A 23,689-nucleotide genomic window follows, 5' to 3' on the forward strand; every position below is an offset into this window, starting at 1 on the left:
GGGCGGTCAGGCTCGGCGGGCGCGGGACGCGAGGCGGTCGGCGACGGCGAGGACGAGGTCACGCAGTTCGTCGGGACGCTCGATGACGAACGGCCGGTCGAGCGCGGCGAGCACGGCGGGCAGCCAGTCGAGCCGTTCGGCCCGCAGCTCGACGCGGAACCAGCGCTCGCCCGCCGGCCCCGCCTCCCCGGCGGGCTCGACGGCGGGCTCGACGGCGGGCTCGGCAGCGGTGTCGGCAGCGGGCTCCTCGGCGGGCTCGTCGGTGATCTCCTCCACGGTGGCGACGGCGGCGGGCAGGCGGGTGCGGATCTGCTCGGCCGTCCCGTGGATCCGCAGGGTCACCTCGTGCCGGTAGGGCGCGGTGGCGAACCCCGACAGGACGCGCTGCGCCGGATCCGGCCCGGCCGGCGCCTCGAACGAGCCGGGCAGGGCCCGGGCGTCCGCGACGCGGTCGAGGCGGAAGGTCCGGTTCTCGCCGAGGCCGGGGTCCTCGCCGGTGACGTACCAGCGGCCCGCGTGGCTGACGATCCCGTACGGGTGCAGCGTGCGGTCACTGCGCCGGCCGGCGCGGTCGGCGTACCGGATCGAGACGGGCCGGCGGTGGCGTACGGCGTCGGCGATCGTGAGCAGGGTGGCGGCGTCCGGGCCGGCGGGCCCGCCGGGCGGGCTGGTGAAGGCGAGGGATTCCAGGAGCGCGTCGAGCCTGCGGACGAGCCGTTCGGGCAGCACCCGGCGGATCTTCGCGGCCGCCGTCACGCTCGCCGTGTCGCCCGCGTCGCCGGCCGTACGCCGGTTGGCGACCAGGCCGAGCAGCACGGCCAGCGCCTCGTCGTCGTCGAGCATGAGCGGCGGCAGGCGGTAGCCGCGGGCCAGGCGATAGCCGCCGTAGCGGCCGCGCACCGACTCGACCGGCAGGCCGAGATCGATGAGCTGACCGACGTACCGCCGCACGGTACGGCCGTCGACGCCGAGCCGGTCGGCCAGCTCGGCCATCGTCCGGACGCCGCCCGACTGCAGCAACTCCAGGAGCGTGAGCACACGACCGGTGGGTGGCGACATGAGGTCAAGCCTATGGCGAATAGTGGACCGAATCTGTCCAGTATTCGTCGTAACGTGCGGGGTGCCAAGAGCTGCACGAACACCGGAGGAACGCCATGAACTTCGTATCGATCCGCATCATCACCGGTGACGTCGCCCGCCTCGCCGGGTTCTACGAGAAGGCCACCGGGACGCCGGCGGCCTGGTCCACCGAGGACTTCGCCGAGATCAGGACCGGTACCGCCACCCTGGCGATCGCGAGCACCCGCACCGTCCCGCTGTTCGCCCCGGGATCCGCTCGCCCGGCCGACAACCACAGCGTGATCGTCGAGTTCCTGGTGGACGACGTGGACCGCGTGTACGAGAACCTGACCGGCCTCGTCACCGACTTCGTCAACGAGCCCACCACGATGCCCTGGGGCAACCGGTCGCTGCTGTTCCGCGACCCCGACGGCAATCTCGTCAACTTCTTCACCCCGGTCACCCCGGCCGCAGCGGCCAGGTCCGCCCGCTGACCAGCGGGGTCAGGCGGCGGGGGTGCGGCGGCGGGACTGCCAGGACAGGTGGGCGTCGTGCACCTTGGTCCACAGGGCCTCGCGTTCGGCGCCGTTGACGTCGTCGAGGCGCAGCCCGAACACCTCCTCCAGGGCCCCGAACCACTCCCGCCGGGTGGACAGCTCCCGCTCGGTCCTGCCGTCCGCGCCGATCCGGCGCAGCATGCAGCCCACCAGGCAGTCGGCCCCCGTCGCGTCGCGCCGCAGCACGACGGCGGCCCGCACCAGGCGGGACTCGGGGGACGTGCACAGGTACGGATGCCACTCCACGAAGTCCCCCGGCTCGGCGGGCGCCCGCTCGACGTCCAGCCCGGCGATGGACCCGCGCGGGTCGTGGTCGAACCGCCAGCCGCCGGGCTCCACGTCCGAGGCCGACAGCCGGAACTCGAACGGCCCCTGCCGGTACGTCCCCGCCCGCAGCGGCAGCGGCTCGTGCAGCCCGTCGCCGAGCCCGATGTCCACCAGCCAGTCCTGCCCGTCGAGGGCGACGGTGAGCGCGAGATGCGGCGCGAACGACGCCGGCGAGGCGGGCGCCCGGACGGCGGCCTGCACCCCGGCCCGATGCCAGGTGACGTCATAGCCGAGCGCGGTCAGCAGCGTGGCGAACGCCCCGTTGAGCTGCACGCAGTAGCCGCCGCGCCCACGCAGCACCCGCTCGACCGACTCGCGCGGGTCCACGGTGATCCGCCGGCCCAGCTGGACCTCCAAGGTCTCGTACGGCACCCGCTCCACGTGCGCGCGGTGCAGCGCGCGCAGCGCCGGGAGCGACGGCTCGCCGGGGTCGCCGACGTCCAGCCGGTCGAGGTAGGCGTTCAGGTCACGGTCACGAGTTCGCCGCATGGGCCCTCCCTTCGGTCGCCGCGTCCATCGTGGTCCGCCACGCGGCCGGCCCGCACCTCGCGGATTGCTCGCCCGGCGGCGATGCGGGCGACGAAGCGGGGCGGCGGGTGGCCGTACCGCGCAATCCACGAGATGCGGTGGCGCGCGGCCGCGACCGACGATGACCACGATGACGCTGCCCTGAGCGGTTCACCGGGAGGAGACGACCAGATGCGCAACCAGACTGTCGCACCGGAGCGGGTGAGCACCCGATGGGAGGATCACCTGCCCGACCTGCTGGACAAGCTGGGATTGCCGGCCGAAGGGGCGATCCAGGTGGGCGCGCACCGGGGCCAGGAGGTGGAGGCACTCACCAGGTGCGGGTTCCGCCGCCTGGTCATGATGGAGCCCAACGGCGACCACCTGCCCGCGCTGCGCGAGCAGCTCCGGCTGCACCACCTGGCCGCCGGGCTGCCCGAGCCCGAGCACGGCCACCCGGCCCGCGAGGTCGTGGCGGCGTGCGCCGGCCGGGAACGCGGCCAGGCCACCCTCAACGTCACCCCCTACGACAAGCAGTCGAGCATGCTGCCGCCGCTGCTGCCCATGGCCGTCGTCCGGCAGGACGTCGTCCCGGTGATCCCCGTCAGCGAGGTGCAGCACGGCTGCAACGTGCTGGTGGTGGACGCCCAGGGCGCCGAGCTGGAGGTGCTGGCCGGGACCGACCTGAGCCGGCTGCGGCTCGCCGTCGTCGAGGGCAGCGTGACGGCCCGCTACAGCGGCGGCTCGACCCTCGACAGCATCGCCGAGCACATGACGGCGCACGGCTGGCGGGAGGTGGCCGCCTGGCCGCACCTGCGTCCCGGCGTCGTGGACGTCGCCTGGCTGGCCCCCGGCCCACGCCGTTCTGATGGACCGGCCGTCGGACGGGGGCCTGGCCTGCGAGCGCCGCGGGGCGGTGGCCGTCCTGCGGCTCGACCGGCCCCGCGTGCGCAACGCGCTCGGGTCCGGGCTGGTCGCGGCGCTCGGCTCCGCGCTGGCCGAGCTGGACGACGATCCCGGGGTGCGCGCCGCCGTGCTGACGGGCGCGCCGCCGGGGTTCTGCGCGGGTTCGGACCTGAAGGAGCTGTCCGGGATGACGCGTGAGGGCATGGTGCGGCACGAGGCCGACACCGGGCGCGTGGCCAGGGCCGTACAGCATCTCGGCATCCCCGTGGTGGCCGCCGTCGAGGGCTTCGCGCTCGGCGGCGGCTTCCTGCTGGCCACCGGCTGCGACGTGGTGGTCACCGCCGAGGACGCCCGCTGGCACCTGCCGGAGGTGCGGCTCGGCTGGGTGCCGCCCTGGGGCATCCAGAGCCTGGCCGCCCGGGTCGGGCCCGTCGCCGCGCGGCGGCTGGTCTGGGGCGACCGCCCGCTGACCGGGCGCGAGCTGCACGGGATCGGCGGCGCCGACGAGCTGACCGCGCCGGGCCAGGCCCTGGCGTGCGCGCTGGAGGTGGCGGCGGGGCTCGCCGCGCTGCCCCCGCACGCGGTCGCCTCCGCCAAGCGGGCGCTGACCGACGCGGTGAGCGGGCCCGCCGAGACGCTCGACGCGCGTACGGCCTGGATGTTCGGCGCCGACTGCGCCTCCGCCGCGGCCCGCGAGAGCCTGGCCCGCTTCGGAGCCCGCCCATGACCGCCCCGGACCAGGTCCCGGGGGCGGTCGCGGGCGGCCGGACGGGCAAGGTGTGCGGGGTGGCCGAGGCCGTCGCGCTCATCGAGGACCACCAGGCCGTCGCCAGCACCGGCGTCATCGGCTGGCTCACCCCCGACGCCCTGCTGGCCGCGCTCGGCGAGCGCTTCGCCGCCACCGGCGCCCCGCGCGAGCTGACCTTCTACTTCCCCTGCGCCACCGGGGACGCCGTCGGCATCGGCGGCATGGACCACGTGGCCAGGAAGGGCCTGATGCGCCGCATCGTGTCCGCCTCGTTCATCAACCCCCGCCACCCGGTGACCGGCGCCCGCCCCGCCCTGACCGAGCTGATCCAGAACGACCTCGTCGAGGCGTACAGCTGGCCGATGGGCGCCGCCATGCACTGGCTGCGCGAGGTGGCCCGGCGCGGCCCCGGCTACCTGACCCGCGTCGGCCTCGGCACGTACGCCGACCCCCGGCACGGCGGCGGCAGGTTCACCGGCCTGGCCCAGGAGGACCTGGTGCAGCTGGTCGAGCTGGGCGGCGAGGAGTACCTGTTCTACCCGTCCTGGCCGCTGCACGCCGGACTGGTCCGGGCGAGCGCCGCCGACCCCGACGGCAACCTGTCCTTCGAGGACCAGCCGCTGTTCTCCAGCGCGCTGGCGATCGCCCTCGCGGTGAAGGCGTGCGGCGGCACCGTGATCGCGCAGGTGTCGCGGATCGTGCCCGCCGGCTCGTCGCCCGCGCGGGAGATGCGCGTGCCAGGGGCGCTCGTCGACCGGGTCGTCGTGGTTCCGGACGCGCCCATGACCACCGGCGTACGGCACGATCCCGGCTATCTCGGGTACGTCCCCGACGCCGTCGCGCGGGTGCCGCGGCTGCCGTCCGGCCCCGACAAGGTGATCGCCCGCCGGGTCGCCAGGGAGGTCAGGCCGGGGGAGACCTCGATCTTCGGGTTCGGCGCCTCCTCCGACGCCGTCCTGGCCATGGCCGAGGACGGCATGCTGGACGACGGCCGCCTGGACGAGCACCTGTTCACCACCGAGCACGGCTCCTTCGGCGGCATCGTGATGAGCGGCTGGCAGTTCTCGGCGAACTACTCGCCGCGCGCGCTGCTCGACGGGCCCTCGCAGTTCGACTTCATCGACGGCGGCGGCTGCCCGTTCGCCGCGCTCGCCTTCGCCCAGATCGACGCCGAGGGCAACGTGAACGTCAGCCGGTTCGGCGCGGCCAACCCCGGCGCCGGCGGGTTCGTGGACATCGCGCACAACGCCACGCGGCTGGTCTTCGCCGGCACGCTGACCACCGACGGCCTCCAGGTGAGCTGCGCCGACGGCGGGCTGCGGATCCAGGCCGAAGGGCGGGTGCGCAAGCTGGTGCCGCGGGCCGGACACGTCACGTATCAGCTGGGCGAGGGCGTGCGGCGCGGGCAGTGGGCGCGCGTGGTCACCGAGCGGGCCGTCTTCGACGTCACCGCCGCCGGCCTGGAGCTCGTGGAGCTCGCGGCCGGCGTGGACCTGCGCCGCGACGTGCTCGACCAGATCGGCTTCCCGGTCCGCGTCTCGCCGTCGCTCGTCCCCATGGACCCGGCGCTCTTCCGCCCCTGACGGGGCCTGGGCAGCACACGGGGCGACCGCGGCCGGTCCCGGGACCGGGACCGGGACCGAGCCCGGGACCGGGAACGAGCCCGGGACCAGGCCCGGGTCTAAGACAGGGTCGAAGGCAGGGTCGAAGGTCGGGGCGAAGGCAGGGTCGAAGGTCGGGTCCAAGGCCGGATTCGGGTCCGGGGGCGGGTGCCCGGCCGCGCGCCGCCCCCTCCGGTTCACGCCGCCCGCCTCGCCCCGGCCGCTCCGCCGGTCGTGCCGCCGGTCACCCCGCGGGCCGCCCCGCCGGCCGCTCCGCCGGACGTCAGTGAGCGGACCTCCGCGGCGAGCCGGTCCATGGCCGCGTGCAGCCGCGCGTCCGACAGGTACGGCGCCGGCCCGAGCCGCAGGTACTCGCCCCGGCTGTCGGCCTGTACCCCCCGCGCCGCCAGCCCCGCCCGCAGCCGCCCCGCGTACGGCGAGCGCAGCGCCAGGAACCCGCCGAACTCCTCGGGCGCGGCGTCCAGGTCCCGGCTGACCACGTGCGCGGGCGCGCCGATCTCGTCGAAGCGCGCCGCCAGCAGCCCGCGCTGCCGCAGCGACACCGCCCGCAGCACCTGCGGCGTCAGCCCCTGCGCGGCGAAGAAGTCGAACACCCGGGCCGCCCGGTAGTGGCTCACCGGGTCGTAGGTCGCCCCCGCGAACCGGGCCGCCCCCGACGGGTAACCGACCCGGCCGCCCGCCCGCGGGTCCTCGGCCAGCTCGGCGAACTCCGAGTACCACCCGGTCACCACGGGCCGCAGCCGGTCGGCGTGCGCCGGCAGCCGCAGCACGCAGTTGCCCTCCCCGAGCTGCAGGTACTTGTAGCCGCCCGCCACCACCCAGGCCGAGTCCAGGCCCGCCGTCGAGAACGGCACCACGCCCAGCGCGTGGTAGGCGTCCACCAGCAGCTCGGCCCCCGAGAACGGCAGACGGCGGCGAGCGCGTCCAGCTCCGGCACGATCCTGGCCGTCTCGAACAGCACCGCCGAGACGAGGACGGCGGCCGTGCGCCCGTCGGCCGCGTCCGCCAGCCGCGCGGCCAGCGTGCCCACCGGCTCCGGCGGGACGACGACCACCTCCACGTCCTCCTCGGCCAGGCGGGCGAGCTGGCGCCGCAGCGTGTGGAACTCGCCGCCGGAGGTGACCAGCCGGGGCCGGCCGCGCAGGTCCAGCGCCGACAGGAAGCGCAGCACCAGCTCGTGCGTGCTGGCCCCGAGGGCCAGCTCGGCGTACGGGTCGCCGAGGAAGAGGCGGAACCCCTCCCTGACCCGGTCGGCCTTCTTGAACGCGGCGGCCCACTTGTCGTCCACGTCCCTGGCGGCGTCGTCGAACGCCTCGATCTGCCCGGCCAGCGCCACGTCCGGCCAGGCCTGGTGGGAGTGGCCGGTGAGCAGCAGCCGGTCCGGGGCCCGGAAGGCCGAGTAGTGCGGCGCCAGGCGTCCCGAGATGTCGTTCATGCCATGCTCCTGACCGCCCACAGGTCGGGGAACGCCGGCGTCAGCGAGGCACGCAGGTACGCCCCACCGCTGGAGCCGCCGGTGCCCGGACGGGCGCCGATGGTGCGCTCGACCATCTTCAGGTGCCGGTAGCGCCACTCCTGGAGGCATTCGTCCAGGTCCACCAGCCGCTCGCAGAGCTGGGCCGCGCCGGTGTCGTCCCGGTAGACCCGCAGCAGCAGGTCCTGCACCGACTCCGACGGTTCCAGCGGCAGCCGTACGTCGCGGTGCAGCCGGTCCTGCGGCACCTCGTAGCCGCGCAGGTACAGGTACGTCAGCAGCGAGTCGTACAGCGTCGGCCTGGCCATCGCCGCCTCGATCCGGGCGCGGGCCGGGGTGCCCTCGGCCTGGCCGAGCAGCATGCGCTCGTCGCGCCGGCCCAGCACCGCCTCGATCTCGCGGAACTGCGCCGACTGGAAGCCGCTGCTGGTGCCCAGCTTGCCGCGGAAGGCGGCGAACTGGAACGGCGTCATCGTCTCCATGACGTCCATCTGGGAGACCGCGAGCCGCATCAGCTTCAAGGACCGGTGCAAAGTCCGCATGGCGTGCGCGGTGAATCCGCCGGCGAGTTCGAGCTGCAGCTCGGCGAATTCGTGCAGCAATTGTTTGAACCACAGCTCGTACACCTGGTGGACGATGATGAACAGGGTCTCGTCATGGCTCTCCGAAACCGGTCGCTGCGCCGTGAGGATCTCCTCCAGCGCCAGGTAGGACGAGTACGTCAGGACGGTGTCTTCTCTCATGGCCTCAACGATGCGCGCCACCGGGAACGCGGAACAGGCCGTTCCCGGGCAGCTACCTGCCCCGCCGGGACCGCTTCCTGCAATTCGCCGGAAACGCATTTCGGAAGATGTGGAAATGGCCGTCCGGCGGCACGGGGAATTCAGCACGACACGAGATGCGGCCGCCCGCGGCCCCGCGTGACGATGGCGCCGAGGGGGCGCCGAGCCCCATCAGCGAGCGAACTGCGAGGAAACATGCCATGACCTCACCGGAGATCATCAAGAGGGGCGGCCCCGGCAAACGTGCCCCTCGGCTCGACGGGCTGCGCGGATATCTGGCACTGGGCGTGATCGTGGTGCACGTCGCCTTCGCCGCCGGCGTCATCGGCTTCTACGACAAACCGTCCGTCGGCATCTGGCCCGTGCTGATCCAGGGCCTCAACGTGCTGCTGCCGCCCTTCTTCGTGATGTCCGGCCTGCTGTTGTACCGGCCGTTCGCCAGGGCGACGATCGTCGGCACGCCGCGTCCTGAGCTGAAGGGCTACCTGATCAAGCGCATGCTGCGGATCCTGCCCGCGTACTGGCTGGTGGCCGTGGCGGCGCTGCTGCTGCTCAACCTCAAGAGCGTCGACGGCCTCTGGTACGTGCTCAGCCCCCTGCTGCTCATGCACTACTACGTGCCGGGCCCCGAGGCGGGCTACGCCGGGCTGGAGCCCACCTGGACCGTGCCCGCCGAGGTCACCTTCTACCTGGCGCTGCCCATCCTGGCCTGGATCTTCGACCGGTACGCCAGGAAGGCCGCCGACCCCGGCGCCAAGGCCCGCCGCCTGCTGGTCCCGCTGGGCGTCTTCGTGCTCGTCGGCCTGGCCTGGACCGCGTACACGCACCTGGAGTCGATGGGCCCCTTCCCGTACGAGTACTTCTGGGTGATCGGCTTCACCGGCTTCCTGGCCATCGGCATGGGCCTGGCGATCCTGTCGGCGTACGCGGAGGCCAAGGACACCACGCCCGCCTTCTACCGCCTGGTGGCCCGCCGGCCGCTGCTGTTCTGGCTGGGCGCGGCGGTCGTCTACGTGATCAACTGCATCCGGCCGTTCGGCAAGCCCGGCATGGCCGACTACGCCACGGTGCCCGAGGCGATGGCCGAGATGGTGCTGTTCCTGATCTTCGCGCTGCTGATCATCGCCCCGGTGGTGGTGCCCGGCGTGCACTCGAAGGTCATCGACGCCGTGCTCACCAACCGTCCGATGCGCTTCTTCGGCCGCATCTCCTACGGCGTCTACCTGTGGCACTTCATCCTGCAGTACCTCTGGTTGCAGAACGGCAGCGTCTTCGGCGCGCCTCCGGTGCCGATGCCGGTGGTGATGGGCAAGTCCGGCTTCTGGGAGCTGCTGGCGGTCGTGCTCGTGGGCACGGTCGCCGTCGCGACGGTCAGCTACTACCTGGTCGAGCTGCCCGCGATGCGGCTGCGCGAGCGCCTGGTGGCCCGGCGGGCCGAGACCGAGCCGCGCCGGCCGGCCGAGAGCCCGCGCGTCCCGGTCTAGGGGTGCTCAGAGAGGATGAGGGCCGAAGCGGCCCCAGGCGACGAACGCCGCCAGCAGGAACAGGATCGCGTTGAAGGCGATCGCGCCGGGCTCCTTCCGGCGGACGTGGGCGAGCGCGGCCAGCACCATCACCACGGCCAGGCCGGCCGCGGCCAGCGGGGTCAGGGCGGGCGCGACGCCGGTGACCGCCGGCAGGATCAGCCCCAGCGCGCCGGCCAGCTCGGTGAGGCCGATGAGGCGGACGGCGCCCGCGGAGAAGTCCGCGGCCCAGGGCAATCTGGGCTCCAGCCTCTCCTTGGGCTGGGTGGACTTGGCCAGTCCGGCGAGGCCGAACAGGAGGGCCAGCGCGGCCTGCACGATCCACAGGGCGATGTTCATCAGGATTCCTTCGCGGATTGGGGGTGTGGCCGGGGCGAGGGGCCTCGGCACCGGCTGGTCGACGGATGAGGACGGTCCCGGGCCTTCCGGCCGAGGACGTCAGGAGCAGGTGACGGCGATCTTGCCGAGCGTGCCCGCGCGGAAGGCGGCGAACGCCTCGGGGGCCTGCTCCAGCGGATAGGTGGCGGTGACCGGGACGCGCAGCGCACCGGTGGCGACCCGGGCGGCCAGCTCGCTCAGGGTCCGCGGGTCCGGGTCGGCCATGACGGTGTGCACGGTGACCGTGGAGTTCTGGACGGCGTCCGGGGTCAGCCCGAGGGTCGAGGCGAGCCGGCCGCCGCCGCGCAGCAGCCCCGCCAGCTCGGCGCCGTCACCCGCCAGGTGCAGCACGGCGTCCACGCCCGCCGGGGCCAGCGCGCGGACCTGGGCGGGCAGGTCGCCGCCGTGGTCGACGAGCTCGACCTTGGTGGCGGTGAGCCCGGTGACGAAGTCGGCCTCGGCGCCGGGACGGGCGGTGGCGATCACCCGGGCGCCGCGGGCGGCGGCCAGCTGCACGGCCAGCGCGCCCACGCCGCCGGTGGCGCCGGAGATCAGCACCGTCTCGCCCTCGGCCGGGGCCACGGCGTCGAGGCTGTCCAGCGCCGCGGTGCCGGCCAGACCCAGCGCGCCCGCCTCCGCCGCGGACAGCCCCTCGGGAAGGGGGGCGATGCCGTAGCCGGCGGGCACGGTCACGTACTCGGCCATCGAGCCGGGGCCGAGGAACGGCTTCATCACCACGCCGAAGACCGGCTGCCCGACGGTGAAGCTCTCGGCGCCCTCGCCGAGCGCCTCGACGGTGCCGGCGAAGTCCTTGCCCACCACCAGCGGGAAACGGTGCTCCATCATCTGCTGCAGGTAACCGGCGGCCACGGCCAGGTCGAAGCCGTTGACCGAGGAGCCGGTGACCTTCACCAGCACCTCGCCGGCCGCCGGCCGCGGGACGGGAAGGTCGGCCGGAGCGGGGTCGGCGGGGACGGAGTTCAGCATGACAGCACGCATGAGCTGCACCTCTCAGAAAAGTGGAACGGGCTACCCGTTTCGTGCTGCCCAGCGTAACAAGAAAAATGGGTAGGTCGTTCCACTTGGGTAGGATGGAGGCATGGATCATCCCGCCGACGCCTCCGAACCTTCCGGCGAGCAGCCCGGGCCGGGCCTGCGCGCCGACGCCGAGCGCAACCGCGAACGCATCGTGGCCACCGCCCGCCGCCTGTACGCCAGCCACGGCCTCGGCGTCTCCATGGCCTGCATCGCCCGTGCCGCCGGCGTCGGCAAGGCCACCCTGTCGCGCCGCTTCGCCACCCGCGAAGAACTCATCAACGCCGTCTTCGCCGACCGCATGGACGCCTACGCGGCCGCCGTCGCCGAGGCGCTGGCCGACCCCGACCCCTGGCACGGCTTCGTCGGCTACGTCCAGGCCGTCTGCGCCATGCAGGCCGCCGACCGCGGCTTCGCCGACGTGCTGGCCATGACCTTCCCCGCGGCCAAGGCGCTGGAGAAGCGCCGCGCCGCGGCCTATCACGGCTTCCTCGACCTCATCGCCCGCGCCAAGGCCACCGGCCGGCTCCGGGCGGACTTCACCGACCAGGACATGGTCATCCTGCTGATGGCCAACGCCGGTGTCATCGCCGCCACCGGGGACGCCGCTCCGGACACCTGGCGCCGCCTCGTCGGCCAGATGCTGCGCGCCTACGCCGCCCCCGGCGCCGACCTGCCCCCGCTGGAGTCGACCCCCGCGCCCACCGCCCTGTACCGGGCCATGGTCCGCCTCACCCGCCCCGCCGCCGGGCCTGACGGCGACCCGGAGTGAGCAGGCGACCGGCGTCAGCCGGGGCGGGTGGCGGTGGCGGAGACCCACGCCTGGTCGAACAGCGCGTCCGGGTCGGTGGCCCAGGCGCGCAGCCGGCCGGCGTGGGCGGGCTGTTCGGCCCGGTCGAGCTGGATCGCGAGGTAGCCGGCGATGCGGGACGGGTCGGCATGACGCTCGTGGCGCACGTCCAGACGGATGTCGGTGAAGCCCGCCGCGCGCAGGTACCGGCCGAGTTTGCGGCCGGCGTACGGGTCGCCGCCGTTGGCCTGCTGCAGGCGGGTGTAGGCGCCGAGGGCGTCGTCCAGGGGAGGGGTCAGCAGGAAGCCGCCCCAGTCGGGGCTGCACAGGCCGACCGTCCCGCCGGGCCGCAGGACCCGGCGGATCTCGGCCAGCGCGCGGGCCGGGTGGGCCAGGTGTTCCAGCAGGGCGTGGGAGAAGACGCGGTCCACCGATCGGTCCTCCAGCGGGATGGCGTAGCACGATCCCTGCCGGAACTCGACGTTCGCCAGGTCCCGCTGCCAGGCCGCCGCGCGGGCGGCCGTGAGCTGGGCGGCGTGCTGGTCCAGGCCCAGCACGTGCCCCGGCGCGACGACGGCGGCGAGGTCGGTGGTGATGGTGCCGGGCCCGCAGCCCAGATCCAGCACCGACATCCCCGGCGCCAGGTACGGCAGGAAGAAGCCCGCGTGCGTCGCGGCTCGCCTGGCGGCCATGAAGCCGACGGCGAAGGCGTCATGGCCGGGCGTGTAGCGCTCGACGTCGGAGGTCATCGCAGGACCGCCTTCTCGGCACGCGCGTCGATCGTTCCCGAGCGGACGGCGAGGACGAGCCCGGCGGCGGCCCAGAACGTGGCCCGCCGGCCGGCGGCCTGCCCCAGCCAGGTCACCAGCGGCACCCCGGCCACGTTCGCCAGGGTGAACCCGCCGAACATGATCGACATCGCCCGTCCGCGCCGTTCCGGCGGGACGAGCTCGGCCGCCACCACCGACCCGACCCCGAACAGCGCCCCCTGCGGCACCCCCGCGACCACCCTGGCCGCCATCAGCAGGCCGTAGCCGGACGCGACCGCCGACAGGACGCTGCCCGCCGTCAGCAGCGCCGCGACGATCAGCAGAGTCGTGCGGCGCGGCAGGCGGGCCGAGACCGCGGTCAGCAACGGCGCCCCCACGATCACGCCGACGGCGTACCCGCTGATCAGCGCGCCGGCGGCCGGAATCGACACTCCGCCCCCCTCGGCGACCTGCGGCAGCAGGCCCATGACGGCGAACTCGGAGGTTCCGACGGCGAAACCTGCGACGGCCAGGGCCAACAGAGCCAGCGGCATGGCATTGCGCTCCTCATCTCACGCGGACGATCGCCTCCGAGCCTGGCCGCCGGGCCTGTGGAGCCGTGAGTGGCAGAAACGCACACGTGGGATAGATTTCCGCCATGCGCTGTGTGGGGATCGTGGTCACCGAGCAGGTCCGCGTCTTCGACTACGCCGTGGCCAGCGAGGTCTGGGGCCTGGACCGCACCGATCGCGGCGTCCCGGCGTTCGACCTGCGCACCTGCGGGCCGCGCGGTCACGCGCTGACCATGAGCACGGGCGTGACCTGTGTCCCCGATCACGGCCTGGACGGCCTGGACGAGTGCGACCTGGTCATCGTGCCCGGCGTTCAGAACCCGGCCAGGGCCGCCCATCCGGACGTGGTCACCGCGCTTCGCGCCGCGCACGACCGTGGCGCGACCGTCGCGTCCCTGTGCTCGGGGGCGTTCGTGCTGGCCGCCGCGGGCCTGCTGGACGGCCGCAAGGCCACCGCCCACTGGCTCGACGTCGACCAGCTCGCACAGCGCCACCCCGACGTGAGCGTCGACCCCGGCGTCCTGTTCGTCGGGGACGGCACCGTGTGGACCTCGGCGGGCGTGGCCGCGGGCATCGACCTGTGCCTGCACCTGGTCCGCCGCGACCACGGCGCCGCCGCCGCGGCCGAGATCGCCCGCACCATGGTCACCGCACCCTTCCGGCCGGGCGGCCAGGCGCAGTTCATCACCCGCCCCGTCCCCGCCGGCGGGGGGCCGTCCGACAGCCTGACCGGCCTGCGCGAACGCATGCTCGACGACCTGGCCCACCCGTGGACCGTCCCGGAGCTGGCGAACCTGGCCCGCATGTCGGAACGTAGCTTCGCCCGCCGCTGCGGGTTCAGCACCCCGCTGACCCTGCGCCACCACTTCACCCGCCACGTCGGCCTGCCGCCCCGCGACTACCGCCTGGCCTTCGGCAGGCGACCCGAGGCGGAGCGGAGCAGGTCGGCGAGGTAGCCGAGCCGGCGAGGACCGGCCCCGGCCGTCACGGGATCGGTACGGTCAGCCGGCCCGGGTCATGGTGGCCTCGTAGCCGCCGCCCGGCCACTCCCACCGGCCGCTGATGGTCCGGCCGTCCTCGCTGAAGGCGCCGCTGAACCCGGCCGGCGAGCCCTCCGCGCCGAACCAGATGTTGAGGTCGCGCCCGTCGAGCTTCCACACGTAAACGAAGTTGTTGCCGGTGCTGTCGAAGTAGTGGGAGCGCAGCGCGCCGCTCTCGGGGTCGTGGCCGATGTACTCCACGCCGGTCATCGTGCCGCCGCCGTGGCTCATCTCGACGCGCTGGACGAGGAAGAAGCCGCCGTCCATCCACTCGAAGACGAGCCGGCCGCCGGTCGCCTCGCCGGTGCCGAAGTCCTTGCCCGTCATCTCCCACGTACCGACCAGCGGTTGCAGGGTCTGCAGCGAGGGATCGGGGGTGGGGAGCTGGTTCTGCGGGTTGGCTGTCTCTGTCATGTTCCCTCCACGGGACAGGTCGATGCCCGGTACGCCGATCGCGTACCGGGCGGGGGTGAGCTCACTTGGCGCCGAAGAACGCCTTGACCCGGGACCAGCGGCCCCAGACGACCAGTGCCAGGACGACCAGCAGGACGGCCTCGATCACGGGGACGCCGCCCAGCACGATCGCGTTGGTGCCGGCCGCGCCGATCATCAGGCCGATCAGCGCCAGTGCGGCCACGCCGCTCAGGCGCGGGATCAGCAGCCCGATCGCGCCGGCGATCTCCAGGACGCCGACCGCGTAGCGGAACCACTGGCCGGCGCCGATGTCCTCGAACATGGCGACCATGGTCGGGTCGCCGGCGAGCTTGAGCACGCCGCCCAAGCCGACCTGGAACGCCAGAAGGACCTGGGCGACCCAGAGGGCGATGTTGACGCCGCGGCCGGTGGACCGGCCGACGGCGGTCGTGCTGTTCGTGGTGCTCATGCAGTCCTCCTTGAGGAACTAGTTGACGATCTCCATCTGGCCCATCATCCCGATGGCCGAGTGCTCCAACATGTGACAGTGGTAGACGTATCGCCCCAGGTAGTCGCCGAAGCTGGCCTGGAAGCGCACGGTCTCGCCCGGCTGGATGAGCACCGTGTCCTTCCACCCCGCCTCGCCCGGCTGCGGCGGCGTGCCGTCGCGGTCCAGGATCCGGAACTGGGCGAGGTGGGTGTGGAAGTTGTGCGGGACGCCGAAGCCCGAGCCCCCGACGTTGGTGTCGGAGTTGGTGACCTCCCAGACCTCGCTGGTTCCCCGCTTGACCTGCATGTCCACCCGATTGGCGTCGAACGCCTGATTGTTGATCAGGGCCTGGATGTTGACCGGGTCCAGGCTGAGGGTGAGCTGCCGGGTCTGCGTGGCCGCGGCCAGCGGGACCATCGCGCGCAACTGGCTGGGCACGCGGCTGCGGTCGATGGCCCGCCGTACGACGTCGAAGCGGAGCACGGACCCGCTCACGTCCTCCAGCGTCACCTGCGTGCCCAGCGGGAACGCGCCGAAGTCGATCACGACCTCGGCCCGCTCGCCCGAGGAGAGCACCAGCTTGGACGTCGGCACCGGCGCCGCCAGCAGGCCGCAGTCGGTGGCGATCTGCGTCATCTGGGCGCCGTTGCTCAGCGACAGCTCGAAGATCCGGTGCGTGGAGCCGTTGAGCAGGCGCAGCCGGTACTTGCGGGCCGCGACCCTGAAGTACGGCTGGGCCTTGCCGTTGGCGATCAGCGTCGGCCGGTTGTAGGGGTCGGCCGGGTCGAAGACCAGCCCGCCCTGGTCGTCGAAGAGCGCGTCGCGCAGCAGGATGGGCACGTCGTAGGCCCCGGACGGCAGGCCGAGCTGCTGCTCGTCGGCGCCCTCGACCAGGTAGAAGCCGTGCATGCCGCGGTAGACGTGCTCGGCCTCCATGTGATGGGTGTGGTCGTGGTACCACAGCGTGGCGCCGGCCTGGGCGTTCGGGTAGTCGTAGGTCTTCGACTTGCCGTCGGCGATCAGGTCCATCGGGTACCCGTCGCTGGCCGCCGGCACGCGGCCGCCGTGCAGGTGCACGTTCGCCTCGTGGCCGAGCCTGTTGTCGAAGGTGACCAGCGCCCTGCGGCCCTGCCGGGCGCGGATGGTGGGGGCGGTGAACTGGCCGCCGTACGTCAGCACGGGCGTGCTCACGCCCGGCAGGATCTCGGTGGCCGCCTGCTGGATGGACAGCCGGTAGAAGTCGATGCCCGGCAGGGTGGCCACGGGGGCCAGCACCGGGGGCACCGGCATCGCGACGCTGAAGGGCGCCGCGGTGGCGCCGGTACGGACCGCGGGGACCCGGCCCCCGTGGTCGTGCATGCGCATCATGTGCTGCTGCTGCGCCTGCTGTTCCGGCTCGCCGAACAGCCCGCGGGACACCGGGGTCAGCGCGGCGCCTCCTGCCAGGCCACCGAGAACGATCAAGCGCCGTCGGCTTAACATACGGGAACTCCCATCGCCATGTCCGAGCGTGGCATCGCCAGCCGGCACGGTCTTCTTCTGAAGTGCTCACTTCACGGGCGGATGCCGTGGGAGCGGTGCCGCCGCCCGGAAGGCGGCGGTGGTTCAGCCCACGGACAGGCGCCGCGGGGTGCGCCCGTCCAGGCAGTCGGCGTTGTAGGCGTCGAGCAGGCGCTGAGCCCGCTCCGACGCCTCGGCGAAGCAGTCGTCGGGGTCGGCGCCGTCCAGCACCCGGGCCATGGCCTCCGTCATCACGTCCTGGATCCCGGCGAAGTCCCCGAGCACCGCGCCCAGCGCGGCGGGGGAGCCGTCGGCCGCGCGGAGCTGGGCGGTCGCGGCCCGGTGCACCGGGTGCCGCTCGAACCAGCCCTCCTCCTCCAGCAGGCCGGCCGCGCCCCGGGTGACCGGCAGGAAACCGGCCTCCCGGTGCCACCGCGCCGCGTTGCCCGCGCTCAGCAGGTGCTGGACGAACGCCAGCGCGCCGTCCCGCCGCTCCGGCGGCAGCCCGTCGGTCAGCCAGAGCGCCTGGCCGGAGACCAGGTGCCCGGCGCGCGGCAGGCTCTCGTTGTGCGGCAGCGGGCTCGCCGTCACCTCGAACCCGGACTCCCGCCCGCGCTCGGCGATCATGCCGGTCACCACCGAGGACGCGATCGTGAACGCCACCCGCTGCCCCAGGAACGCCCCCAGCGCCGGGCCCCAGTCACCGGGCTCGCCCGCGCGCAGGTAGTGGCCCTCGGCGTGCAGGCGCCGCCACCAGGCGGCGTAGGCCAGCAGCTCCTTGGAGGCCAGGTCCACCCGTCCGGCGCGGCCGGCGCGGCCGTTGTCGTGGTCGGCCAGCAGGCCGCCCTGCCCGGCCAGGGCCTGCTGGAACAGCCAGCCGTGGTTGGCCCAGGAGACGCCGTGCGGCGGGCCGCCGGGCAGCGCCCGTACGGCGGCGCAGGCGTTCTCCAGCTCCTCCCAGGTCCGCGGCGGCGCGTCGATCCCGGCCGCGCGGAGCAGGGTGGCGTTGGTGAGCAGCACCGCCGTGGTCGCCGTCGCGGGCGCGGCGACGAGCTCGCCGCGGTAGGTGTAGTGGCCGCGTACGGCCGGTTCGAGGTCGGCGAGCACGACCGGCTCGCCGAGGATCTCCGCGCGCCCCCCGACGGCGCGCTCGATCGGCGTGAACAGCGGCGCGCCGGAGCGCGACCGGGTGTCCAGCGCGAGCCTGGTGGCCGTGGCGTAGTACTCCGCCAGGTCCGGCGGCTCGCCCCGGCCGGCCGCGCGGGCCACCTCGGCGGGCAGCTCGCGGAAGCCGTGCCCGGTGATCTCGATCCGGAGGTCCGGGTGCGCGGCCTCGAAGTCGGCGGCCATCCTCCTGATCGGGCCCAGGTAGTCCGGCAGGGGATGCTCGGCGATCCAGACGCTGATGACCGTTCTCATTCGCCTCATGATGAACGCGGCCACCCCGCCGTACATCTTGTGAAATGCGGTGTTTCGTCAGCTCAGACAGCAATTCAAAGGATGTGGGCCCCGCGACGTGAATGTGACCCTGACTGCGAGTCGCAGAGCGGCGAAACGGAGGAGCACGGTGATCAATACTCATGACGAGTTCGACGTTGTCGTGATCGGCGGAGGCCCTGGCGGCTCGGGTACGGCGGGACTGCTGGCCCAGCGCGGGCACCGGGTTCTGGTGCTGGAGCGGGAGAAGTTCCCGCGTTACCACATCGGCGAGTCGCTGATCACGGGGTCCATGCCCACGTTGGAGGAGCTGGGACTGAAGGACAGGCTCGACCAGATGGGGTTCGTCAAGAAGTACGGCGGCACCCTGTTGTGGGGCAGGAACCAGGGCACCTGGGACTTCCGCTTCGCCGAGGCGTCCAACTACGAGTACGCCTACCAGGTGCGCCGCGCCGACTTCGACTCCCTTCTGCTGGCCAGGGCCAGGGAGCTGGGCGCGACGGTGTTCGAGGAGGCCACGGTCAAGGACCTGGTGTTCGACGGCGACCGCGTCACCGGCGTGACGTACACGGTGAAGGGTGACGCCGAGCAGCGCACCGCCCGCTGCCGCCTGCTGATCGACGCCACCGGGCAGCAGCACCTGCTGGCCCGCCGCTTCGACCTCATCGAGTACCACGACGACCTGCGCAACATCGCGGTCTGGTCGTACTGGCAGGGCTGCAAGCGCTACGGCGGCACGCGCTTCGGCGACACCGTCACCGAGAACCGCCCGGCGGGCTGGTTCTGGTTCATCCCCCTGCACGACGGCACGGTGAGCGTCGGCTACGTCACCCCCATCGACGAGTACAAGAAGTCCGGCAAGAGCCTGGAGGACCTGTACGCCTCGGAGCTGGCCGCCGCCGAGGAGGTGCGGGCCCTGACCGAGGGCGCCACCCGGGTCAGCGGCTTCCGCAGCATCCGCGACTGGTCCTACACCTGCACCCGCTTCCACGGCCCCGGCTGGGCCCTGGTGGGCGACGCGGCGGCCTTCATCGACCCGCTGCTGTCCACCGGCGTCGGCCTGGCGCTGCGCGGCGCCCACGGGCTGGCCGGCGCGGTGGACGAGATCCTGAACGACCCGGCCTCGGAGGAGGCCGTGCTGGCCCGCTACGAGAAGGACTACCGCGAGTTCCTGGACTCCCTGCTGGACTTCGTGCGCTTCTTCTACGACCGCACCAAGCACAAGGAGGAGTACTGGGACCGGGCGCAGAAGACCCTCGACCCCAGCAAGCTCCGCCCCCGCAAGATCGACTTCGCCACGATGCTCTCGGGCGTCTCCGGCATCCACGCCATCTTCCACGACGACTGAGGAACGCGCTGATGTCGCCTACAACTGTGCACGGACACGTCGCCGAGCAGGCCAGGCGCACGCCCGACGCGGTCGCGGTGTCGGCGGGCCCGGTGCGGCTGACCTACCGGGAGCTCGACGAGCGGGCCAACCGCCTCGCCCACCGCCTGCGCGGGCTCGGCGCCGGCCCCGAGACGCCGGTCGCGGTGCTGATGGAGCGCTCGGCCGAGCTGGTCGTCACGCTCCTCGCGATCCTCAAGACGGGCGGCTGCTACCTGCCCGTCCACAGCGCCTACCCGGCCGACCGCCGGCAGTGGATCGTCGACTCGTCCGGGACGCCCGTCCTGGTCGCCGACCGCGCCAAGGCCGCCGCGGGCCTGCCGGCCGCCCCCGCGACCCTGCTGGCCGACGACGACCCCGCCACCGCCGCGCAGCCGGCCACGGACCCCGGCGTCGCCACCGCCCCGGACGACCTGGCCTACGTCATCTACACCTCGGGCTCGACCGGGCACCCCAAGGGCGTCGCGGTCACCCACTGGGACGTGCTCGGCCCGGCCCTCGACCCCTGCTGGGACACCGGCGCCCACGAGCGCGTCCTGATGGTCGCGCCGTACGCGTTCAACGTCTCGACCTACGAGCTGTGGGTGCCGCTGCTGCACGGCGGCACGATCGTCGTGGCGCCGCCCGGCGAGCCGGACCTCGACACCCTGCGCCGGCTGATCCGCGAGGAGCGGATCACCGGGCTGCACCTGACCGCCGGGCTGTTCCGCGTCGTGGCCGAGGAGGGGGCGGACTGCCTGGCCGGGGTGCGCGAGGTGCTCACCGGCGGCGACGTGATCGTCCCGGCCGCCGTCCGCCGGGTGCTGGCCGCCTGCCCGGGGACGACGGTGCGGGCCATGTACGGCGCGACCGAGGTGACCCTGTTCTCCACCCACGCGCCCCTGACCGCCGGGACCGAGCTGGGCACGAGCGTGCCGGTCGGCGGGCCGATGCGGGACGTGCGGCTCTACGTGCTCGACGACCGCCTCAGCCCGGTCCCCGGCGACCTGGAGGGCGAGCTGTACATCGCGGGCAGGGGAGTGGCCCGGGGCTACTACGGCCGTCCCGACCTGACCGCTGAGCGCTTCGTCGCCGACCCGTTCGGCGGGCCGGGCGAGCGCATGTACCGCACCGGCGACCTGGTCCGGCGGAACGACGACGGGCAGATCGAGTTCATCGGGCGGGCCGGCGACCAGGTCAAGATCCTGGGCTTCCGGGTGGAGCTGGCCGAGGTGGAGGCCGTGCTGGCCGCCTATCCCGGGCTGGCGCACGTCGCCGTCGTGGCCGGGCAGTCGCGGCAGGGCGACAAACGCCTGGTCGCCTACGTCGTGCCGGCCGCCGCGGCCCCCGACCCCGCCGCGCTGCGCGCCCACGTGCGCACGTCGCTGCCGGACTACATGGTGCCCACGGCGTTCGTCGTGCTGGACGCGCTGCCCCTGACCGCCAACGGCAAGGTGGACCGCGCGGCCCTGCCCGACCCCGACACCGAGCCCGGCTCGGCCTACCGCGCGCCGCAGAACCCCCGCCAGGAGGTCCTGTGCACCGTGTTCGCCGAGGTGTTCGGCGTCGAACGGGTCGGCGTGGACGACAGCATCTTCGACCTGGACGTCCAGTCGCTGCTGGCGATGCGGCTGGTCAGCCGGATCCGCGCGGCGCTGGGCGTGAACCTGTCCATCGGCGACCTGTTCGACGCGGCGACCGTGGCCGGCCTGGACGAGTGGCTAGAGGCCGGCGCACGCACCCAGTGAGAGGGACGAGATGAGCAACCCATTCGACGACCGGGACGCGGCCTTCCGCGTGCTGGTGAACCACGAGGGCCGGCACTGCCTGTGGCCCGCCTTCGCCGACGTGCCCGCGGGGTGGGAGGTCGCCTTCGGCCCCGCCGTCCGCGACGCCTGCACCGAGTACGTCACCGCCCACTGGACGGACCTGCGCCCGCGCGGGCTCGCCGTCCGGACGGACGCCGGATGACCATGGCCGCCACGACGATCTTCGACGACCTGCGCCTGGACCACATCGGCTTCTACGTCGGCGACCTGGAGAGCGAGACCGCCCGGCTGACCGGCTCCCTGGGCCTGGCGGCCTACGCCACGGCCCAGGACGGCGGGGCCCGCGCGGCCGCCCTGGGCGCGAACCGGATCAGATTCGTGCTCACCCAGCCGCTGGCCGCCGACCACCCCGGCGCCGGCTACCTCGACCGGCACGGCGACGGCGTGTCCGACATCGCGCTGGGCGTGCCCGACGCCGCGGCCGCCTACCACGAGGCGGTGCGGCGCGGCGCCCGTCCGGTCTCGGCCCCCGCCGGGCGCGACGGCTTCGTCACGGCCGCCATCCACGGCTTCGGCGACGTGCTGCACACGTTCGTGCAGCGCCCGGCCGGGGCGGAGGAACGCGCGCTGCCCGGCTTCCGCGACACCGGGCCGCGGCCGGCCGGCTCAGCACTCGGGCTGCAGGAGGTGGACCACCTGGCCGTGTGCGTCCCGGCCGGGGAGCTCGACGCCACCGTCGAGTGGTACCGGCGGGTGCTCGGCTTCGACCTCACCTTCGCCGAGCGCATCGCCGTCGGCTCACAGGCCATGACCACCAAGGTCGTCCGCAGCCGCGGCGGCGAGGTGACGTTCACGCTGATCGAGCCGGACGTGACCAGGACGCCCGGCCACATCGACGAGTTCCTGCGCGACCACGGCGGCGCGGGCGTGCAGCACCTGGCGCTGGCCGCCGCCGACATCGTGGCCGCGGTGGAGGGCACCGCGGCCCGCGGGGTGGAGTTCCTGACCGCCCCCGACGTCTACTACAGCCTGCTCGCCGAACGGGTCCGGCCGGTGAAGTACCGGCTGGAGGACCTGGCCCGGCTCGACATCCTCGTCGACGAGGACCACGACGGGCAGCTCTACCAGATCTTCGCCCGCTCCACCCACCCCCGCGACACCTTCTTCTTCGAACTCATCGAGCGACTGGGCGCCCGCAGCTTCGGCAGCGGCAACATCAGCGCCCTCTACCGGGCCGTGGAGCTCCAGCGCAGCGGCCGACGCGATGCCCGCACGGAGGCGGCAGCATGACCATTTCCCCGCCGGCGATCCGGTACCCCCTGTCCTACACCCAGCACTTCCTGCGCCTGTTCGACCAGGGCGACGCCCAGGGGCCCTTCAGCGCCCGCTACAACATCGTGGTCGGCTGGCGCCTGCGCGGCCGCATCGACGTCGACACCCTCCAGCTCGCCATGGACGACGTCGCCGACCGGCACGACGCGCTCAACATGACGATCACCCGGGGGGAGGGGGAGGCGTACCAGGTGCGGCAGCCGTCCGCGCCGGCCCGGCTGCTCGTGGTCGACCTGCCGGCCGCCGCCCCCGAGGAGCGCACGCTGCGGGCCGAGGAGCTGCTCACCGAGGTCGAGGCCGGCTCCTACAGCCTTCAGGAGCTGCCGCACCTGCGCGGCATACTCGGCCGGTTCGACGACGAGGACGCCGTGCTCGCGCTGATCGTGCACCACACCGCGGGCGACGGCTGGTCCATGCAGCTGCTCATCCGCGACATCGTCACCCGCTACGCCGAGCGCCGCGGTCACGCCGTGCCGCCGCTGCCGGAGCCCCGGCCCTACCACGAGTACGCCGGACAGCAGCAGGAGCAGGCCGGCAGCGCCGAGACCCAGGCCGCCCGCGACTTCTGGGGCGAGCGGCTGCGCGGGGCGCGCATGCTGGCCGTCCCCACCGACCACGCCAGGTCGGCCGGGCTGGCCAAGGTCTGCCCGGTCCACCGGTTCTCCCTGCCCAAGGACGTCTCCACCCGGGTGATCAGCTACGCCAGGACGATGCGCAGCTCGCCGTTCATGGTGCTGCTGGCGGCCTACAACGTGCTGCTCAGCCGGATCACCGGGGCCACCGACCTGGTCGTCCCGGTGATCAGCTCCGGACGCGGGCAGCCGGAGTTCCAGGAGACCGTGGGGCCGTTCTTCAACTTCCTGCCGCTGCGCACCGGCCTGGACGGCTGCGCCACCTTCCGGCAGGTCGTCGAGCGCTCCCGCCGGACCTGCATGGACTCCTACGCCAACGAGATCCCGTTCCTGCAGATCGTCGCCGAGGCGCCCGAGCTGATGGCCGACGCCGCGCTGGAGAGCAAGGCGCTGTGCGCGCTGCAGGTCTGGCAGTTCGCCACCGGGATGGACGGCGAGCGCGTCGGCGACCTGGAGATCGCCGAGGTCCGCGAACGCCTGCTGGACCAGCCCAACGGCACCGACATCCCCGACGGCGCGCTGCTCACCTTCGACATCGCGCCCTCCGGCGAGATCTTCGGCAACTTCGCCTACAACAGCAACCTGTTCACCGAGAGCACGATCGCGACGATGGTGGCCGACTTCGGCGAGATCCTGCGCGCCGGCCTGGCCGCCCCCGACTCGCCTCTGGAGTGATCGCC

Annotated in this window: 24 protein-coding genes and 1 pseudogene; 12 read left to right on the plus strand and 13 right to left on the minus strand. The window is 73.5% G+C overall.

Annotated features, from left to right (window positions below):
* Positions 1 to 6: 6 nt before the first annotated feature.
* Positions 7 to 1,059, minus strand: coding sequence for a helix-turn-helix transcriptional regulator (locus tag ACNF49_RS26085; protein ID WP_482945317.1), 1,053 nt, complete (start codon positions 1,057 to 1,059; stop codon positions 7 to 9).
* Positions 1,060 to 1,154: 95 nt separating this feature from the next.
* Here ACNF49_RS26085 and ACNF49_RS26090 point away from each other — a divergent pair, with 95 nt between their 5' ends.
* Positions 1,155 to 1,553 carry a VOC family protein gene (locus tag ACNF49_RS26090; protein ID WP_482945318.1) on the plus strand — a complete coding sequence of 133 codons (399 nt, stop codon included), beginning with the start codon at positions 1,155 to 1,157 and terminating at the stop codon, positions 1,551 to 1,553.
* Between the two features lie 9 nt (positions 1,554 to 1,562).
* On the opposite strand, the gene ACNF49_RS26095 is transcribed toward ACNF49_RS26090, so the two are convergent.
* On the minus strand, positions 1,563 to 2,432 hold the full coding sequence (locus tag ACNF49_RS26095; RefSeq protein ID WP_357982341.1) for an arylamine N-acetyltransferase family protein: 870 nt from the start codon (positions 2,430 to 2,432) through the stop codon (positions 1,563 to 1,565).
* Positions 2,433 to 2,642: 210 nt separating this feature from the next.
* Here ACNF49_RS26095 and ACNF49_RS26100 point away from each other — a divergent pair.
* The 3 genes and pseudogenes from ACNF49_RS26100 to ACNF49_RS26110 form a co-directional block, all read left to right on the plus strand.
* A pseudogene (locus tag ACNF49_RS26100) lies at positions 2,643 to 3,224 on the plus strand (FkbM family methyltransferase); the annotation flags it as partial.
* Positions 3,225 to 3,318: 94 nt separating this feature from the next.
* A complete protein-coding gene (locus ACNF49_RS26105; RefSeq protein ID WP_358000931.1) occupies positions 3,319 to 4,083 on the plus strand; it encodes an enoyl-CoA hydratase/isomerase family protein in 765 nt (254 codons plus the stop codon).
* On the plus strand, positions 4,080 to 5,687 hold the full coding sequence (locus tag ACNF49_RS26110) for a CoA-transferase (RefSeq protein WP_482945319.1): 1,608 nt from the start codon (positions 4,080 to 4,082) through the stop codon (positions 5,685 to 5,687). The genes ACNF49_RS26105 and ACNF49_RS26110 overlap by 4 nt, the downstream gene beginning before the upstream one ends.
* 215 nt (positions 5,688 to 5,902) lie before the next feature.
* On the opposite strand, the gene ACNF49_RS26115 is transcribed toward ACNF49_RS26110, so the two are convergent.
* The 3 genes from ACNF49_RS26115 to ACNF49_RS26125 are packed head-to-tail and all read right to left on the minus strand — an operon-like array spanning position 5,903 to position 7,943.
* Positions 5,903 to 6,496: a hypothetical protein gene (locus ACNF49_RS26115; RefSeq protein ID WP_482945320.1), complete on the minus strand. Its 594-nt coding sequence runs from the start codon at positions 6,494 to 6,496 to the stop codon at positions 5,903 to 5,905.
* Positions 6,451 to 7,161: a hypothetical protein gene (locus ACNF49_RS26120; protein ID WP_482945321.1), complete on the minus strand. Its 711-nt coding sequence runs from the start codon at positions 7,159 to 7,161 to the stop codon at positions 6,451 to 6,453. The genes ACNF49_RS26115 and ACNF49_RS26120 overlap by 46 nt, the downstream gene beginning before the upstream one ends.
* The gene (locus ACNF49_RS26125; RefSeq protein ID WP_357982326.1) at positions 7,158 to 7,943 is read right to left on the minus strand and encodes a tryptophan 2,3-dioxygenase; all 786 of its coding nucleotides are present in this window, start codon (positions 7,941 to 7,943) and stop codon (positions 7,158 to 7,160) included. Before ACNF49_RS26125 ends, ACNF49_RS26120 begins: the two co-directional genes overlap by 4 nt.
* Before the next feature lie 239 nt (positions 7,944 to 8,182).
* Here ACNF49_RS26125 and ACNF49_RS26130 point away from each other — a divergent pair, with 239 nt between their 5' ends.
* Positions 8,183 to 9,466, plus strand: a complete 1,284-nt coding sequence (locus ACNF49_RS26130) for an acyltransferase family protein (protein WP_482945322.1) — start codon at positions 8,183 to 8,185, stop codon at positions 9,464 to 9,466.
* A gap of 6 nt (positions 9,467 to 9,472) precedes the next feature.
* Here ACNF49_RS26130 and ACNF49_RS26135 read toward each other — a convergent pair whose 3' ends face one another.
* Both ACNF49_RS26135 and ACNF49_RS26140 read right to left on the minus strand, forming a co-directional pair.
* Positions 9,473 to 9,844 carry a DoxX family protein gene (locus tag ACNF49_RS26135; RefSeq protein ID WP_357982320.1) on the minus strand — a complete coding sequence of 124 codons (372 nt, stop codon included), beginning with the start codon at positions 9,842 to 9,844 and terminating at the stop codon, positions 9,473 to 9,475.
* Between the two features lie 99 nt (positions 9,845 to 9,943).
* Positions 9,944 to 10,882, minus strand: coding sequence for an NADP-dependent oxidoreductase (locus tag ACNF49_RS26140; protein WP_482945323.1), 939 nt, complete (start codon positions 10,880 to 10,882; stop codon positions 9,944 to 9,946).
* Between the two features lie 100 nt (positions 10,883 to 10,982).
* On the opposite strand from ACNF49_RS26140, the gene ACNF49_RS26145 reads away from it, so the two are divergent.
* The gene (locus tag ACNF49_RS26145) at positions 10,983 to 11,690 is read left to right on the plus strand and encodes a TetR/AcrR family transcriptional regulator (protein WP_482945324.1); all 708 of its coding nucleotides are present in this window, start codon (positions 10,983 to 10,985) and stop codon (positions 11,688 to 11,690) included.
* 14 nt (positions 11,691 to 11,704) lie between these two features.
* On the opposite strand, the gene ACNF49_RS26150 is transcribed toward ACNF49_RS26145, so the two are convergent.
* Entirely contained in the window at positions 11,705 to 12,457 is a 753-nt protein-coding gene (locus ACNF49_RS26150) for a methyltransferase domain-containing protein (protein ID WP_482945325.1), read from the minus strand.
* Positions 12,454 to 13,011 carry an MFS transporter gene (locus ACNF49_RS26155; RefSeq protein WP_482945326.1) on the minus strand — a complete coding sequence of 186 codons (558 nt, stop codon included), beginning with the start codon at positions 13,009 to 13,011 and terminating at the stop codon, positions 12,454 to 12,456. Before ACNF49_RS26155 ends, ACNF49_RS26150 begins: the two co-directional genes overlap by 4 nt.
* A gap of 104 nt (positions 13,012 to 13,115) precedes the next feature.
* On the opposite strand from ACNF49_RS26155, the gene ACNF49_RS26160 reads away from it, so the two are divergent.
* Positions 13,116 to 13,985 (plus strand): GlxA family transcriptional regulator, encoded by an 870-nt coding sequence (locus ACNF49_RS26160; protein ID WP_482945327.1) that lies wholly within the window; start codon positions 13,116 to 13,118, stop codon positions 13,983 to 13,985.
* A 45-nt stretch (positions 13,986 to 14,030) separates the two neighbouring features.
* Here ACNF49_RS26160 and ACNF49_RS26165 read toward each other — a convergent pair whose 3' ends face one another.
* The 4 genes from ACNF49_RS26165 to ACNF49_RS26180 all read right to left on the minus strand — a co-directional run bounded on the left by ACNF49_RS26165 (position 14,031) and on the right by ACNF49_RS26180 (position 17,892).
* Complete coding sequence (locus ACNF49_RS26165; RefSeq protein ID WP_352359900.1) at positions 14,031 to 14,483, minus strand: DUF1579 family protein; 453 nt, start codon at positions 14,481 to 14,483, stop codon at positions 14,031 to 14,033.
* A gap of 61 nt (positions 14,484 to 14,544) precedes the next feature.
* Positions 14,545 to 14,952, minus strand: a complete 408-nt coding sequence (locus ACNF49_RS26170; RefSeq protein ID WP_357982305.1) for a DoxX family protein — start codon at positions 14,950 to 14,952, stop codon at positions 14,545 to 14,547.
* Positions 14,953 to 14,970: 18 nt separating this feature from the next.
* Positions 14,971 to 16,437 carry a multicopper oxidase family protein gene (locus ACNF49_RS26175; protein WP_357982302.1) on the minus strand — a complete coding sequence of 489 codons (1,467 nt, stop codon included), beginning with the start codon at positions 16,435 to 16,437 and terminating at the stop codon, positions 14,971 to 14,973.
* A 141-nt stretch (positions 16,438 to 16,578) separates the two neighbouring features.
* A complete protein-coding gene (locus tag ACNF49_RS26180; RefSeq protein WP_357982299.1) occupies positions 16,579 to 17,892 on the minus strand; it encodes an extracellular solute-binding protein in 1,314 nt (437 codons plus the stop codon).
* Positions 17,893 to 18,040: 148 nt separating this feature from the next.
* On the opposite strand from ACNF49_RS26180, the gene ACNF49_RS26185 reads away from it, so the two are divergent.
* From ACNF49_RS26185 to ACNF49_RS26205, 5 genes are read left to right on the plus strand one after another with little or no spacing between them, the layout of a single operon-like run.
* Complete coding sequence (locus tag ACNF49_RS26185; protein WP_357982296.1) at positions 18,041 to 19,258, plus strand: NAD(P)/FAD-dependent oxidoreductase; 1,218 nt, start codon at positions 18,041 to 18,043, stop codon at positions 19,256 to 19,258.
* Between the two features lie 11 nt (positions 19,259 to 19,269).
* The gene (locus tag ACNF49_RS26190; RefSeq protein WP_482945328.1) at positions 19,270 to 21,024 is read left to right on the plus strand and encodes an amino acid adenylation domain-containing protein; all 1,755 of its coding nucleotides are present in this window, start codon (positions 19,270 to 19,272) and stop codon (positions 21,022 to 21,024) included.
* A gap of 10 nt (positions 21,025 to 21,034) precedes the next feature.
* Positions 21,035 to 21,247 (plus strand): MbtH family protein, encoded by a 213-nt coding sequence (locus tag ACNF49_RS26195; RefSeq protein WP_482945329.1) that lies wholly within the window; start codon positions 21,035 to 21,037, stop codon positions 21,245 to 21,247.
* A complete protein-coding gene (hppD, locus tag ACNF49_RS26200) occupies positions 21,244 to 22,335 on the plus strand; it encodes a 4-hydroxyphenylpyruvate dioxygenase (RefSeq protein WP_482945330.1) in 1,092 nt (363 codons plus the stop codon). Before ACNF49_RS26195 ends, hppD begins: the two co-directional genes overlap by 4 nt.
* Complete coding sequence (locus ACNF49_RS26205; protein ID WP_357982285.1) at positions 22,332 to 23,684, plus strand: condensation domain-containing protein; 1,353 nt, start codon at positions 22,332 to 22,334, stop codon at positions 23,682 to 23,684. The genes hppD and ACNF49_RS26205 overlap by 4 nt, the downstream gene beginning before the upstream one ends.
* Positions 23,685 to 23,689: the final 5 nt, after the last annotated feature.

The organism is Actinomadura sp. ATCC 39365, from assembly GCF_054392275.1.

Bases quoted from the DNA above. Each gene is read 5' to 3' on its own strand.
- ACNF49_RS26085 (WP_482945317.1), bottom strand. From the start codon at position 1,059: ATGTCGCCACCCACCGGTCGTGTGCTCACGCTCCTGGAGTTGCTGCAG.
- ACNF49_RS26090 (WP_482945318.1), top strand. From the start codon at position 1,155: ATGAACTTCGTATCGATCCGCATCATCACCGGTGACGTCGCCCGCCTC.
- ACNF49_RS26095 (WP_357982341.1), bottom strand. From the start codon at position 2,432: ATGCGGCGAACTCGTGACCGTGACCTGAACGCCTACCTCGACCGGCTG.
- ACNF49_RS26105 (WP_358000931.1), top strand. From the start codon at position 3,319: ATGGACCGGCCGTCGGACGGGGGCCTGGCCTGCGAGCGCCGCGGGGCG.
- ACNF49_RS26110 (WP_482945319.1), top strand. From the start codon at position 4,080: ATGACCGCCCCGGACCAGGTCCCGGGGGCGGTCGCGGGCGGCCGGACG.
- ACNF49_RS26120 (WP_482945321.1), bottom strand. From the start codon at position 7,161: ATGAACGACATCTCGGGACGCCTGGCGCCGCACTACTCGGCCTTCCGG.
- ACNF49_RS26125 (WP_357982326.1), bottom strand. From the start codon at position 7,943: ATGAGAGAAGACACCGTCCTGACGTACTCGTCCTACCTGGCGCTGGAG.
- ACNF49_RS26130 (WP_482945322.1), top strand. From the start codon at position 8,183: ATGACCTCACCGGAGATCATCAAGAGGGGCGGCCCCGGCAAACGTGCC.
- ACNF49_RS26135 (WP_357982320.1), bottom strand. From the start codon at position 9,844: ATGAACATCGCCCTGTGGATCGTGCAGGCCGCGCTGGCCCTCCTGTTC.
- ACNF49_RS26140 (WP_482945323.1), bottom strand. From the start codon at position 10,882: ATGCGTGCTGTCATGCTGAACTCCGTCCCCGCCGACCCCGCTCCGGCC.
- ACNF49_RS26145 (WP_482945324.1), top strand. From the start codon at position 10,983: ATGGATCATCCCGCCGACGCCTCCGAACCTTCCGGCGAGCAGCCCGGG.
- ACNF49_RS26150 (WP_482945325.1), bottom strand. From the start codon at position 12,457: ATGACCTCCGACGTCGAGCGCTACACGCCCGGCCATGACGCCTTCGCC.
- ACNF49_RS26155 (WP_482945326.1), bottom strand. From the start codon at position 13,011: ATGCCGCTGGCTCTGTTGGCCCTGGCCGTCGCAGGTTTCGCCGTCGGA.
- ACNF49_RS26160 (WP_482945327.1), top strand. From the start codon at position 13,116: ATGCGCTGTGTGGGGATCGTGGTCACCGAGCAGGTCCGCGTCTTCGAC.
- ACNF49_RS26165 (WP_352359900.1), bottom strand. From the start codon at position 14,483: ATGACAGAGACAGCCAACCCGCAGAACCAGCTCCCCACCCCCGATCCC.
- ACNF49_RS26170 (WP_357982305.1), bottom strand. From the start codon at position 14,952: ATGAGCACCACGAACAGCACGACCGCCGTCGGCCGGTCCACCGGCCGC.
- ACNF49_RS26180 (WP_357982299.1), bottom strand. From the start codon at position 17,892: ATGAGAACGGTCATCAGCGTCTGGATCGCCGAGCATCCCCTGCCGGAC.
- ACNF49_RS26190 (WP_482945328.1), top strand. From the start codon at position 19,270: ATGTCGCCTACAACTGTGCACGGACACGTCGCCGAGCAGGCCAGGCGC.
- ACNF49_RS26195 (WP_482945329.1), top strand. From the start codon at position 21,035: ATGAGCAACCCATTCGACGACCGGGACGCGGCCTTCCGCGTGCTGGTG.
- hppD (WP_482945330.1), top strand. From the start codon at position 21,244: ATGACCATGGCCGCCACGACGATCTTCGACGACCTGCGCCTGGACCAC.
- ACNF49_RS26205 (WP_357982285.1), top strand. From the start codon at position 22,332: ATGACCATTTCCCCGCCGGCGATCCGGTACCCCCTGTCCTACACCCAG.